This window comes from Bacillus sp. BF2-3 (genome assembly GCF_008368795.1).
Taxonomy (GTDB): domain Bacteria; phylum Bacillota; class Bacilli; order Bacillales; family Bacillaceae_G; genus Bacillus_A; species Bacillus_A cereus.
The window spans coordinates 356,047-368,980 of sequence record NZ_QOSA01000001.1; the positions used below are offsets into that span (position 1 = coordinate 356,047).

Genomic DNA, 12,934 nt, shown 5'->3' on the forward strand with positions numbered 1-12,934 from the left:
TGAAAAAGTTGCTCTGTTTTATAAAAAGGTAGTTGCGGAAACAACTGCCTTTTTATTTATGACAAAATGAAATTTTTATTAAGATCATTATTATTTCCACATAATACTTTTAATTCCGCTTATACTTTGGCTGTAACTTAAAGTTACATACCATTTACTTGTAGGGCCTAGTTTCTTTTGTACAACAGGTAGTTAGCTCATTAAGCTAGCTACTTTGTTGTGCAAACTGAAGTTTTTATCTAGTTTACTTTCCTGCATAACATTTTCAAATCTGTTTATACTATAAATGTAACTTGTGGTTACAATTTGCGTATCCATGTGGAATAGTATTTACAGCAAGCAGTTAGCTACTTTAGCTAGCTGCTTTGTTGTGCCAAATAGCGTTTTGGTTTAGTTTTTACCTATTCATTATTTCCTTCTTTAATCTTCGCTTGTATAGCTTGCAACTCAGTTATCAATTTATCTAAATCGCCTTCCTCGTAGATTGATTCAGAAACTTTTTCTAATCTAAAAGCATATGGATTTTTATTTGTCCAATTCCCAATAATTTGTCCTTCGACCATATTTCCCGTAACTTTAAATTCTTTAATAAACATTACCCACGCTCCATTTCTACCAAATAACGATTTTGTTCACTTTTTTGATACATTTATGAAACATTCATGTGTTATCTTCAGTACGTTCTATTCTTTTTATAAAATCGTGTGAGATATACCAACACAAGAAGCTCTAGAGCCCTAACTCTAGGGCTTCTTAATTTAAGTAAGGATTTTGTTTAAATTTCTTTAACATTATTAATTCCTTTGCATACAGTATTATTACAAGAAATTCAATAAGTGCTCCGGTCTAGTTACCTTGAATTTCTTGCAAACCTTGTGGGAAGAATCCGTTTATAACAAACGGGTTCTTTTATCTATTCACCTTTTAACTGGACAAGCATATGTTATTGTATAGAGGCATCTGCTCATGGTAATCTATCTTTCTTTTCAAAGAGCATACTTATTGTGTGCTCTTTTCATTGATACGAAATAACAATGTTATTAAAACTAAAGTGCAAAAGTAGTTATTTGCTGGTTCCAAAATTAATTAAACTAATAACATATAAATGAAACATTAATAAAAAAAGATTATGCTACTATTTTTCTAAACGCAAAGATGAGGTGATTTTGATAGAATATAAAAATAAAGATATATTCAATACATTTACTTTTTCAGATATTAAACCTATTATCATCCCCCACCATCCAACTGGACCGACTGGTGTTACGGGGCCTGCTGGTGTAGGTTTAACAAACTACCTATATATTTTTGATACTACCAATCAGTCAATTGTAGTAGGTGGCAGTGTCACTTTTAATACCAATGGACCTATAATAGGTAGCGCTTTTACCCATATAGCGGGCACTGGAAATATTACAATTAACACCAGAGGAACATATGTAGCAGAATTCCAGTTAGAAGCTGCTCGTGAAAACCAATTTTCCTTTGCACTAAACGGTACACCGATTCCTGGCGGTCGTTATGGAACTGGGTCTCCACATTCTATAAATCAAGGTACTGTTGCTTTCACAGTAACAACTGTTCCTTCAACATTAACTTTAATAAATAATACTTCTTCAGCAGGTACTATCACCCTATCTAATAATGATGGCGGCTCTTTAACAAATGTATCTGCAAGTATAAGTATTTTTCAGGTAGGGTAATTACTTAGGTTAAAGAGTAATCATTTATAAAGCAACTATACTTTATCCTTATAAATCACTTTTTAATCATTTAATTTTTAAAAATTTCGATTTGTGATAGAATAAGCACATATCAATCTTTTTACTTTCACTTTAAAGATGATACTTCGCTTTTGGTCCTAGTTTCTTAGGACCTCTTTTTAACTAAATAAAAATTTGGTTTGAACCCATTCACCAATTTCATACTTTTACATACTTTAATACTACCTTTCTGTATAATGTGAGTTCGTCACTTTCGTTATAACAAGGTATAAGGAGCGCTCTTGATTAGCGCTCTTTTTATTTGTTGTTAAATAAGAATTTTGTTTAAAAATTAATAACATTCTCTAGCTTGGTGCACCCTATACCTAAAAGGAGCATTTATGAAAATTTTAAAATACATATCCCTTACTATTGGATGGATTGCATTATTATCAATTTGGTATGTGATTTTCTTTCCTTAACCCACAAGTTAATTTGTACAGTATGCGTTTCTTTTATCGCACTATTTATTAGCAATAACATATACTTATACGGACTATAAAAAATACAAAATATAATTCTTGGTCGAAGAGCACCCTTAGGGCAAATGGTGCTCTTTTTGATTAAAATAACTATTTTGTTATATTCCTTGCACTTTTAAATGAGACAAGCATATGTTGTAGTATAGTGTTTCATCACTTATATACACTTCCTTTTTTCAAGAGTACATATTTGATATGTACTCTTTTTGCATCACTATAAAATAACGCTTTTGTTCAATTTAGTAATTTCTTATATAATGGAAGTTAACTAATCCAGAAGGGACTGAATTATGCGCAGATATCAATATTTTTAATCTACCCATCACAACAATATAATGGAGGTAAAAGTATTGATTACAGAATTACAGACACAAAGATTACATCTAAGACAAATGAAGGAATCTGATTCATTAAGTATGTTTAAAATATGGTCTGATCCTGACGTTACAAAATTCATGAATATAAGTAATTTCACTGACGAAAATCAAGCGAAAAATATGATTCATTTTCTCAATGAACTTGCTCAAAATAACAAAGCTTTCCGTTTTACCATTATTGAAAAAGATTCTAATCAAATTATCGGTTCATGTGGCTATAATTCCTTGGATTTCGAAAACTCAAAAACAGAAATTGGCTATGATATTTCGAAATTCTTTTGGGGCAAGGGATATGCCCCTGAAGCCATTTCTGCTCTATTAGATTATGCTTTTACACATTTGAAACTAAATCGTGTCGAAGCAAAAGTTGAACCTGAAAATGTGAACTCCATAAAAGTATTACAAAAATTACAATTCACTTTTGAAGGGACTCTAAGAAAAAGCGAAATCTCAGCTGGGAAGCTTATCGATTTAAATATCTATTCGAAATTAATAACGGATTAATTTTAGTCCCTCGGCCTATACTATATTGAAGTATAGGCTTCTTTAATTTTTATACAAAATTCAAATTTTATATCTAATCATCTATAAGTTAGTTACCCGTCCTTATATATCGTATAATGATTATAAAAGGAGGTGATTATCATTAATACTGGAGATATAACTCAATTAATAGAATTTCTAAAACTGAATATAATCCCAATTGCAACATTTTTGATTTCCTTAGTGACCTTTATCATTACATTTGCTAACTTTCAAAGAAATAAAGCAAATATTACATGTCAGCAAATTGGCAATAATTCTTTAGCTAGCATAATGAGACCTGATAGAATTGATTTAGACACGCCTGATGTATATTGGCAAAGTGATTTTAGAGCAATTATTGATGTTATTATTACTAACAAAAGCGCCTTACCTATTTCGATAATAGAGTTTACTTTAAACAATAAACGAACTTTTAACTCTTATAGCAAACCTGGTGATCGCTATTGCGCTACAACACAACCCAGAGACACGATACATAATGGTGTTTTATCAAGCGGAACTGAACACCAAACGATATTTTTTATAGACGATAAATGTTTACAACCTGTATTGGATATTCCCCCATATACATCTTTAAGAGGCACTTTATTTTTCCACTTTAACGATCCAAATGATGTAGTGGTTGGAGATAACACTTTAGAAGTTATTACTTCTCGGAAAAACTTCGTCTTCTCGATAAAGATATCTGGCAACGTCCATTCTGTCCTTCCGCTACCAGATAGAATCCTTCGGGCTCGTGATGAAAAGTTTTTATGAAATCAATCCGTAATTCTTCAATATATTGGTCAAGTTCCTTCTTTCTAGTATCTTGAATATAAACTTTAGTGGAAGCTAATTCATTAGCTACTTCTTTAGCTTCCACAAGTTTTTTAGTTAATTTTCCAACCCTTTCTTGAGCCTCACCTATACCGAATATCAATGTGTTTCGCATCATGATAGTCTCTAATGCAATTGCTGTTCCCTCATTCGCAATCCATTGACCACGATAGTAACCTGATAAACCTAAATCTCCAGCATCATACGCTTTATCTGATTCCTTTCTGTTTTCTAGCGCTGATTGTTGCAATTGATTTATATATTCCTTGATTACTTCCTTCATTATCTCCAACCCCTTTTTTTAATTCCTTCAGTTTCTCACAATCGATTTCTCGAATCGTACTGAGGCATTTTTTCCAGTCCTAATTACTGGTGTTGTTACAGCCTTTTCTATATCCCACTTTCTAGTGATTACTCTTGTCATAAACGTGCTATAGCCAATTCCATTGGGCTTAGCTCGTTCTAACCACACTTTTCCCAAACCTTTTCTTTTTATAGCTGGTTTCGTAGAGGCCTCTTGATATCCCCAACCGCTATTTAATCTACTGTAAAATGTAGCTGCGTTTATACCATTCGCCTCAGCGATTCTACGCCATTTCGTGTGCACTCCCTCAAACTTGTTATGCCTTACGCTTCCTGGTGGTGCTGTTACTGCTTCTTCTAAATCCCATTCCGCTTCATAAACACGATAATGTAGCGTCTTTCTACTAATTCCATTAGATAAAGCTCTTGCATATTCTTCATCGGTTAACCAACGATTTAAAGCCGCCATCATTCTCCCTCCTAATCAAGTGCCAAAAATTGTGCCCTAGTACGATTTGAATAAGTTATCCTAATCTTCTGAATACCTTTCCCATACTCTTCTAATGTTGCATCCCAAGCTTCAGCTTCATTCCTAGCATCAAAGCAATCCATCTTTTGCCGTTCCTCTTTATCGTAAAAATGTACTTCAAAGCTTGGATTCAAAAACTTTTCACTGGTGCTTATAGCGTTGTAACGGAAACTCCCTATAACGTCATCAATAGTTAATTGCTTCATAATCGCATCCCCAGTTATTTAATTTTTTCCGTAATCGTAGTTGAAACACGATCAACTTTTCCACCTTGCCAAGTAATTACTTGTTCCCCGAATCCTGTTACTGGAGGATTCAGTGGCGTGACCTCGCCATTTTTGACCACATAAATTTTATTATCAGTAACATCGATTTCAACTTTCGTAGGCTTCATACGACTGAAATCCCCCTTTTTCTTGTTAGCTAACTTTTTGTTGTTGATTCCGTTGCAGCTCTTGTTTCATTGATTCGAATTTCACTAACCATGCTTGCCAACGCTTATCGTTTTCTTCTTGCTGCTGTATTGCCACTTCACAATTACAACCGCTCGTTTCAATCACACCTGGATAAGTTTCTTTACGAATAATTCCTGTATCATGACATAATACACACATGCTTATTCCTCCTTATTAGAAACCTAAGTTTGCAAGCCTTTGATCAGCTGTCGTAAATTTCAATACCTTTGAATCACCTAATAAACGACTAACGGTCTTAGCATCGTATTTATTAAAAAGTTTTTTTCCAGTAAAGTTTGTTGTGGTAAATGTACTCATTCCCTGTCTAGCATTTGATACCGCATATAACAGGCGTTGTATGAAATCAGATGCCTGTCTATTTGAATCCGTTGAACCACTTTCTGCCCCAAGATCATCTAATACTACAAAATCAGCTTGTCCAATTAATTGAACGAAATATTGAAGTGTATGTTTACTGCTCTTATCATCAAAAGAATCCATAATCATTCTTGTTATTGCTTCTAATTCAACGTACAAGCAACTTTTCATAAGATGATAATTTTCTTCTTTTTGACTGACATCCCAAAAATATTGATTTAATTCATGAAGCATGCTGTATGCTAGGAAACTTTTTGCCGTCCCTTGATTTCCTGTAAATACAACTTTTCTTATTTCTCCGTTCTTTAAATCCTCCAAGGTTTCTTCTACAGCTTTCTTGTGACTAATCGTTTCATCACATCCGGCTCTGTAATCAGATAATCTTGAAAGAAGAATTTTCTTGTTTGTAATAACACTAGCCTTTTCCAGCATGTTGAATTTCTGCAAACGGCTAATCTTCTTATAATGAGCGTTAGCTTGTTCTTCCAAAACCTTATCGTTTTGCTCAACTACACATCTTGGACAAACAGGTTTTCCTTGATAAATAATCATTTGAATTGGCTTAATGATTGTTTGTCCACCTATTACATAGGAGTGATTCATACATTGATCAGAATGGTAATTCACCTTCGATTCCAGGGATTCCGCCAGTTTTTTCATTGGTGTTGCCATATCTATTCGCTCCTTTTACACCTTTGTTCTTAAACTCTATTTCTGCTGCATTTACATCAGCTAAAGTACGAATGTTTTTGTTAACCCACTGTTTTAAAATCCCTTCAGCATAATTCCATTTCTTCTGCTGTTTCAAAGCACGCTCCATAGCTGCTTGTACAAGCTCTTCGCTTGTATCGTTTACCCATTGTGAAATACTTTCGGCTATGAATGAATTTAAAATACCGAAATTATTTTCGTAGAAATAGAAGATGCTACTACTACTTTGTATATTAGTATTTTGTTTATTAGTACTTAGTTCTTTAGTACTTAGTAGCTTGGGATTTTCCATAAATGGAACTTCCATTTGTGATTTTTCCACTTGTGGATTTTCCATATCTGGATTCTCCACTTGTGGAACTTCATAAATAATTGTCTCCCAGTTAGTAATCTTTCCCTTTTCGTTTTTTACAGGAAACCTTCTAACATAACCGAATTTTTTTAGTTCTTTCATTCCTACTCTTAAACTATCAATTCCATCTTTCGCATGAGTAGATATTTCCTCCATGTAAAACACCCAATCATCTGGTAACGATAAAATGTAAGCCAATATTCCTTTTGCTTTCCAACTTAAACGTTCATCTCGAAGACCTGTATTATTAATGGTTGTGTAATTTTTACTTTTACTAACTCGAAATGTTGCCATTTATTTACCTCCTTGTACAAACCGCCACATATACTTGTCCACTTTTGATAATTCGTTGAATTTCATAATGCGGATAACCAGCCTTGAAATACTGTTCAATCATTTGCTTTAATTCATCCCTGCTCTTTGCTAAGTTCCAAAACTTATTAGGTAATAGCACTTGATATTCAGTTAGACGCATCTACTATTTCCCTACTTTTCGTGATATACTTATAACAACTGTTTTTTCTTAAAGGACCCACTGCCATGGGTCTTTTTATTTTGTTTTACGTCACTCCAAGCCCACTGTTTTATTGGTTCATAAGTAATGTAAAGTAACAATGCGCTGCACGCGATAAACATTGCGAATATAACTAACGATGTTGTATCTTCCACTAAATCACCTCCTTTTGTGTTTCAAGCCAAGCTTCTAAATCCTTTTGTAGGAAAAGTAATTTGCGCCCTTCCCTAATCACTGGAAACTGTGGATGACTTGCTAATTCATACATTCTACAAACAGCGATATTGAGATATTCTGCTGCTTCTTTCACCCTCATTACTTTGTTTGGTTGTGATTGTTGTTGGAACTGCGCTAAAGCAGCTTGTATCTCCTCTCGAACAACTTCGCGGATTGATTCTTTAATGATTTGATCTAATCCCATTTCTTTTTTCTCCTTCCTAAATTATATTAACGATGGATAATCATACTAACCTTGGCCGTCATGCTTTTATGTATGATATCTCTTCATTGAAATCTTTCTGTAAAATGTTGCAATAACTGTTTACTGCAAACGCTGATTTTACGTCTCTCCAAGTTGCTGCGAAAAGTTTCTTTCCACCATCATGAACAACTTAATTCCCTTCCATAAAAACAAACTCATTTACTGGATGTTGCAAAACTTGTAATTGGCTCATTTTTTTCACCCCCCTTTAGTTTCATCTAATGAAACCTCATATTCAAAATTTTTTTCCTGTTCATTAAATAGAATGTCGGTTTTTTCACCTAAAACATTTGATATTTTTACAGCTACATCATAATAAACTCTTAGATTATAATTTATAATTTTATAGCAGTAAGACTTTGATATACCAACCATATTAGCTAATTCATGATATTTAAGACCAGAATCTTCAAAAGCTTTTTGAAGTGCCGTTAGTTGTTTTTGATTTTGCATCTGATCACTCCCTTCTGATGCTTACAAACTCATTATAAGTTTCATAACGTGAAACTTCAAGTGTTTTTAACAAAAAAATTTCAGAGAAGGAAACTTTTTTTACTCTTTACGTTTCTTGCTAGGAAACTTTATAATGTAATTAACGTAATTTACGATATATCGTAAAAAGGGGAGTATTTAAATATGGAAATGAAGGATAGAATTAAACAAATTCGAATAGATAACAAAATGAATCAAGAACAATTCGGAAAAGAAGTGGATTTAACTAAAGGGACTGTTTCAAAGTTTGAAAATGGAAAAGCATTCCCAAGTCGTGAAACCATAGAAAAGATAGCGAAGAGATTTAATGTACCTGTAAATTATTTGTACGGAGAAAATAAAGATGACGACTCTAGTGATGATAAATATAAAAAATTCAAAGAAATCATGGAATGGCTAGAACCGCTGCCAAAGGATAAAGAAGATATGGCGTTAGAACAAATGTTAGCTATCGCTCAAGCTCTTAGCAAACACCATAATAAAACAGAAAAATAGCCCCTTAATTAGGAATGGCTATTTTTTTAATTTCTGCTATATATTCTTCTAATTGATCTGGTGCATATTCTTTCACAGTATCTAAAAATAGGATTACAATTTCCTCTTTCGTCATCCTTAATTCTCCCCTTACATCCTGTTTTATATATTAACCGTCTTAAAGTGGAAAGTTTTTGTCGTTTCAGTCAAAATGTTTCCATTCCCTATAAAGTAGAAATGACACTACCAATTTGATAGTGTCATTTCTAATATTATATTAATTACCCGCCTCCTGGGCCTGGATCAATCATATATAAAGTTGTTTTTTGTTCTTTAGCACTTTGCACCTTATCTTTTTCTGTCACCTGAAAAGCTGTGATAGAAAGACAAACTACAGTAGCAATAGTGAAAACTATTTTCAAAAGCTTATTTTTCAAGCGTTTCACCACCCTTTTTGTATAATTCAATTATAACATTTCAATGCTGTCTTTGGTAGGAATATATAGAAATAATCACCTGATTTAGAAAAACTTTCTATAGACATTTCTAGGTATTTCTTCCCTTCTTCTCCTCCGACCGCAAGCCCCATATAGTACAATTGAAAACTACTAAGATATCCATTTGTATTTTGTAAAGCTTGTAAAATTTTAATCGCTTTTTGATTTTCACCTAGCTTTACATATAAGAATGCTTTTTCAGCATCATCTAGATTTTCTGGGTTAATGGTATGTAAATCTTTTTCATGATATATTCTTAAAAATAATAGTGTATTAAGTACTTTTTCTCTTCTTACTTCTAATTTTTTATTCACTGGAACACCAATTATATTTAATGATTTCTCCATGTACTCTTTAGCATTTTGATAATCAGAGAAAACATAACTTTCTCCAATTTTGCAATATGCTACTGCCTTTGTGCTAACATAGCAATTACTTTGATCATTTATTATTTCAAAACATAATTCACGTGATTCGTCTAAATTATTTTCGTGAAGTGCAACGAAAACTTCCATTTCTTTTATTCTTAATAAAAGAGAATCTCTTAATGTATGACATTTAATTCCCAAGATGTCCGGTAATAATTGCTGAATATGTTCATTGACCATCTTATAATTACCTAAATCAAAAAAAGAGTAAATTGTATTTAAAACAGATATTATTACCAGCTCGTTATCTGAGTATTTTTGATTTTTTCTCATTTTATCAACTTTCTCAAAGAACCTCTTAGGAGTAGTTATATTTTCACTTCTTTCTCTTAATGTTTTGTATAATGGAACCAAATTTAAATTTATCCTTACAGTTTTTGAATTGCCTTTTTTCTTTTCTTCTTCGCTTTTATTTTTATTAGTTTTAAAACTCATTATTCGTTGAATTACTAGGTCTTGAAGACCATATTCTCCAAACATATCTAACACTTCTAATGCTAATTTCAAATTTTTATGTGATAGTGTAGGTATACACTCTTTGATGCATTCCCTTCTAAAATCAACATTTTTAGGCTTATATAGCTTCAGCGCATCAACCAAGTGCATAAAATCAAATTTACCTTGCTTCTTAAAATAACTATTGACTGTTGTATGCGTTACTTTAAAACGTGTTGCCAATTTACGATTTGTATAACCATTTGATTTTAGACACTCCTGCATGTCATTTAAATCCAATAAAACTTGCACAATCCTTGTCCTCCTTATGGACAAAAAAGACAACGTTACCCTAGATGTCTTATGTTTACAGGAAAACGTGCCATTATATCTAGGTTATGTGTTATAATTATGTTTGAGACTTATGACAAGTGTTTTCCCTAGCGCGTTTAGGGAGGACGGTGTAAGGGTGTTGCGAGCACCACTTGCACAGTCGTAGGTCTTTTTCACGTCCGTTTATTTTATTATTTTCATAATATCACATTTTTTCCAAAATTCAGTCGTGTAGTTATCTGATTCTTATTGAGAAAGTTTTAAAATCGTTATATATCAACGTTTCTCAAGGGAGCCTAACGGCTCTTTTTTCTACAATAAAAAAAGAGCCGTTAAGCTCCACCTATGTACTATATGCCTGTTCCAGGGTCTAAACTTATATCCCATCCACCGCCGCCTGGATCATTTGTGAATTTTCTCATAGTCTTACATCCCCCTTTATCTAATTCTATTAATATTTTACTATTATTGAACATTGGATGACAATCATATCCTATAACTGAATTTGTTTATATATGGTAGAATATATCCATCGCTGATATGTCCAAACATGTAATTTTCATAGCAGCAAAATTACAACTAGACTTATACAACATGATTCAAAACAAATGAAGGAGTGTTTTAAGTGAAAGGACATATTCGAAAAAGAGGAAATAAGTATTGTATTGTTATTGATATCGGGCCTAATCCAGAGACAGGAAAAAGAAGACAGAAGTGGTTTTCTGGGTATAAGACAAAAAAAGAAGCACAGGCTGATGTGGCAAAGAAAATTACAGAGTTAAATGAAGGAACTTTTATAGAGCCATCTAAAGTTACGCTAAAAGATTACCTAAATCATTGGCTAGAAATTAAAAGTATGAGCATAGAAAAGAGTACCTTTGCTGGCTATAGGGCATTTATCAACCAACATGTTATACCTAGTATAGGAATGGTCGCGCTCCATAAATTAAATGTTATGCACATTCAAAAATGCTATAAGACTGCGATAGATAAAGGGATTGCAAACAATTCTATTCTGCTTATGCATAGAATTTTAAAGAGCGCTTTAAACCTAGCTGTAAAACAAAATATTATTTCTCGAAATCCAGCAGATTTTGCTGAGATACCTAAAAAAGAAAAAACCCCTATCCAGACTTGGACAGAGGAAGAAGTAAAAAAGTTTTTAGCTCATTCACAAGAATCACGATATCACATTGGGTATCTACTTGCAATAACTACAGGTATGCGTCTAGGAGAAGTTCTAGGTTTACGATGGCAGGACATTGATTTTGAAAAACATACTGTTACAATAAATCAAACATCTGGTCATGACAATAAAATCAAAAAAACTGCAAAAACAAATTCATCAAAACGCACAATTCCTGTACCTAATGAAACAATAGCAGCCTTAAAAAAACATAAAATTTTAATCAATAAAGAGAAATTAAAGTTTGGTTCTGCTTATCTAGATCAAGATTTAATAAATTGTAATGAGTTTGGAAGAATCATAAAAAGAGCACATTTCAGAAAAAGTTTCATTAGGATGACACACAAAGTAGGTATAAAAGAAATTAAATTCCATGATTTAAGACATACACACGCCACTCTACTATTGAAACAAGGAGTTAACCCTAAAATCATCAGTGAGCGATTAGGTCATACAGATATTTCAATGACATTAAGTGTCTATTCTCATGTTTTACCGAATATGCAGGAAGAAGCAGTTAAAAATTTCGGTAAAAGTATCTTTGGATAACCTATGTTTGCAAAATGTTTGCATTTTATCAAAAAAAGTCAAACAAATGTTGTCATATCAAGGTTTGTTTGACCTATCATCTTATATTCTTGATAAAATCTCCGAATCCCTATTGAAATATTTAATAATGGAGCGTTCTCACCACCGCGGGTTATGCATTCGAATCGATATACATAGGAGAAAAAATCTTGTGTTTTTTCATCTTTTATCGGCCCTGACATCGCCTCACAAATATTTTGTGATCTAAGAGGGGAAAAATAGATTTCTTCTTCATTTGTATTTTTTAAATATATAGGACGCTCACAAAAAATATGTGAGATTAAAGCGGGCACCCACTTAGAATACGTTTCATTATCATGTAGTACTGGCAAATTAGAAATCAAATCGGATTGCCATTCATATTTTGGTGGTTCTACTAATCTATTTGGTTTCCAATCATGAATAATCTCATACCAACTTTGAAAAATATAATCGAGCTGCTCTTGTCTAATAGGTTCTTTCGATACAATCCATGGTGTATTTTCATTTAATACGTATGGGTTATGCTGAATAAACAATATATCCGAAAACATATCATACAATCTTTCATTCAAACGTTTCAACTTACTCGTTAATAAAAATGTCTTATAATGTATCTCTACCATGTCCAGCCATTCAATAGGAAAGTATATAAATGATACCTTTTCATTTAAAAGGGGTTCTACTATATTTTCAAATGTTAGCAGCCTTAATTTTTTCATAAAATGATTCCTTCCTTTCTTCAGTTGTCTTGATTATCAAAAAGCTAGAACAATAGTTACTTAATCTAATCCATTTAAACCAAGTATTTAAAA

18 protein-coding genes and 2 pseudogenes are annotated in these 12,934 nt (G+C 32.6%); 4 read left to right on the top strand and 16 right to left on the bottom strand.

Annotation, left to right across the window (positions count from 1 at the left end; genetic code table 11):
- Positions 1 to 401: 401 nt before the first annotated feature.
- A complete protein-coding gene (locus DN401_RS01920; protein ID WP_149287474.1) occupies positions 402 to 596 on the bottom strand; it encodes a hypothetical protein in 195 nt (64 codons plus the stop codon).
- Positions 597 to 1,160: 564 nt separating this feature from the next.
- On the opposite strand from DN401_RS01920, the gene DN401_RS01925 reads away from it, so the two are divergent.
- Both DN401_RS01925 and DN401_RS01930 read left to right on the top strand, forming a co-directional pair.
- Complete coding sequence (locus DN401_RS01925; protein WP_149287475.1) at positions 1,161 to 1,703, top strand: collagen-like protein; 543 nt, start codon at positions 1,161 to 1,163, stop codon at positions 1,701 to 1,703.
- 892 nt (positions 1,704 to 2,595) lie between these two features.
- A complete protein-coding gene (locus DN401_RS01930) occupies positions 2,596 to 3,126 on the top strand; it encodes a GNAT family N-acetyltransferase (protein WP_071679571.1) in 531 nt (176 codons plus the stop codon).
- Positions 3,127 to 4,093: 967 nt separating this feature from the next.
- On the opposite strand, the pseudogene DN401_RS01945 reads toward DN401_RS01930, so the two are convergent.
- From DN401_RS01945 to DN401_RS01990, 12 genes and pseudogenes are all read right to left on the bottom strand, one after another.
- Positions 4,094 to 4,267, bottom strand: a pseudogene (locus DN401_RS01945) (glyoxalase); the annotation flags it as partial.
- Positions 4,268 to 4,294: 27 nt separating this feature from the next.
- Positions 4,295 to 4,759: a nucleoside permease gene (locus tag DN401_RS01950; protein WP_149287476.1), complete on the bottom strand. Its 465-nt coding sequence runs from the start codon at positions 4,757 to 4,759 to the stop codon at positions 4,295 to 4,297.
- An 8-nt stretch (positions 4,760 to 4,767) separates the two neighbouring features.
- Positions 4,768 to 5,022, bottom strand: coding sequence for a hypothetical protein (locus tag DN401_RS01955; protein WP_149287477.1), 255 nt, complete (start codon positions 5,020 to 5,022; stop codon positions 4,768 to 4,770).
- 14 nt (positions 5,023 to 5,036) lie between these two features.
- Positions 5,037 to 5,210, bottom strand: coding sequence for a DUF3954 domain-containing protein (locus DN401_RS01960; protein ID WP_000805174.1), 174 nt, complete (start codon positions 5,208 to 5,210; stop codon positions 5,037 to 5,039).
- 25 nt (positions 5,211 to 5,235) lie between these two features.
- Positions 5,236 to 5,430 carry a hypothetical protein gene (locus tag DN401_RS01965; protein WP_016124626.1) on the bottom strand — a complete coding sequence of 65 codons (195 nt, stop codon included), beginning with the start codon at positions 5,428 to 5,430 and terminating at the stop codon, positions 5,236 to 5,238.
- Between the two features lie 15 nt (positions 5,431 to 5,445).
- The gene (locus tag DN401_RS01970) at positions 5,446 to 6,321 is read right to left on the bottom strand and encodes a P-loop NTPase family protein (protein ID WP_149287478.1); all 876 of its coding nucleotides are present in this window, start codon (positions 6,319 to 6,321) and stop codon (positions 5,446 to 5,448) included.
- Positions 6,260 to 7,006, bottom strand: a complete 747-nt coding sequence (locus tag DN401_RS01975; protein WP_149287479.1) for a DnaD domain protein — start codon at positions 7,004 to 7,006, stop codon at positions 6,260 to 6,262. The genes DN401_RS01970 and DN401_RS01975 overlap by 62 nt, the downstream gene beginning before the upstream one ends.
- Before the next feature lie 4 nt (positions 7,007 to 7,010).
- Positions 7,011 to 7,187: a hypothetical protein gene (locus tag DN401_RS29680; protein WP_001241130.1), complete on the bottom strand. Its 177-nt coding sequence runs from the start codon at positions 7,185 to 7,187 to the stop codon at positions 7,011 to 7,013.
- Positions 7,188 to 7,216: 29 nt separating this feature from the next.
- Entirely contained in the window at positions 7,217 to 7,381 is a 165-nt protein-coding gene (locus tag DN401_RS29685; protein ID WP_000390298.1) for a hypothetical protein, read from the bottom strand.
- Positions 7,381 to 7,647 carry a helix-turn-helix domain-containing protein gene (locus tag DN401_RS01980; protein WP_000522024.1) on the bottom strand — a complete coding sequence of 89 codons (267 nt, stop codon included), beginning with the start codon at positions 7,645 to 7,647 and terminating at the stop codon, positions 7,381 to 7,383. Before DN401_RS01980 ends, DN401_RS29685 begins: the two co-directional genes overlap by 1 nt.
- Positions 7,648 to 7,705: 58 nt before the next feature.
- Positions 7,706 to 7,807 (bottom strand): annotated as a pseudogene (locus DN401_RS30075) (Rha family transcriptional regulator); the annotation flags it as partial.
- Between the two features lie 98 nt (positions 7,808 to 7,905).
- Positions 7,906 to 8,160: a helix-turn-helix domain-containing protein gene (locus tag DN401_RS01990; RefSeq protein WP_149287480.1), complete on the bottom strand. Its 255-nt coding sequence runs from the start codon at positions 8,158 to 8,160 to the stop codon at positions 7,906 to 7,908.
- Between the two features lie 183 nt (positions 8,161 to 8,343).
- Between DN401_RS01990 and DN401_RS01995 the strand changes: the two genes are divergently transcribed.
- Positions 8,344 to 8,694, top strand: a complete 351-nt coding sequence (locus DN401_RS01995; protein ID WP_000425256.1) for a helix-turn-helix transcriptional regulator — start codon at positions 8,344 to 8,346, stop codon at positions 8,692 to 8,694.
- Positions 8,695 to 8,954: 260 nt separating this feature from the next.
- On the opposite strand, the gene DN401_RS02000 is transcribed toward DN401_RS01995, so the two are convergent.
- A complete protein-coding gene (locus tag DN401_RS02000) occupies positions 8,955 to 9,110 on the bottom strand; it encodes a hypothetical protein (protein ID WP_179953567.1) in 156 nt (51 codons plus the stop codon).
- A 26-nt stretch (positions 9,111 to 9,136) separates the two neighbouring features.
- Positions 9,137 to 10,345: an AimR family lysis-lysogeny pheromone receptor gene (locus tag DN401_RS02005; RefSeq protein ID WP_149287482.1), complete on the bottom strand. Its 1,209-nt coding sequence runs from the start codon at positions 10,343 to 10,345 to the stop codon at positions 9,137 to 9,139.
- Positions 10,346 to 10,991: 646 nt separating this feature from the next.
- On the opposite strand from DN401_RS02005, the gene DN401_RS02010 reads away from it, so the two are divergent.
- Positions 10,992 to 12,101: a site-specific integrase gene (locus tag DN401_RS02010; RefSeq protein WP_149287483.1), complete on the top strand. Its 1,110-nt coding sequence runs from the start codon at positions 10,992 to 10,994 to the stop codon at positions 12,099 to 12,101.
- Positions 12,102 to 12,139: 38 nt separating this feature from the next.
- Here the strand turns inward: DN401_RS02010 and DN401_RS02015 are convergent, their stop codons facing one another.
- On the bottom strand, positions 12,140 to 12,841 hold the full coding sequence (locus DN401_RS02015; protein ID WP_086403819.1) for a pPIWI_RE module domain-containing protein: 702 nt from the start codon (positions 12,839 to 12,841) through the stop codon (positions 12,140 to 12,142).
- Positions 12,842 to 12,934: the final 93 nt, after the last annotated feature.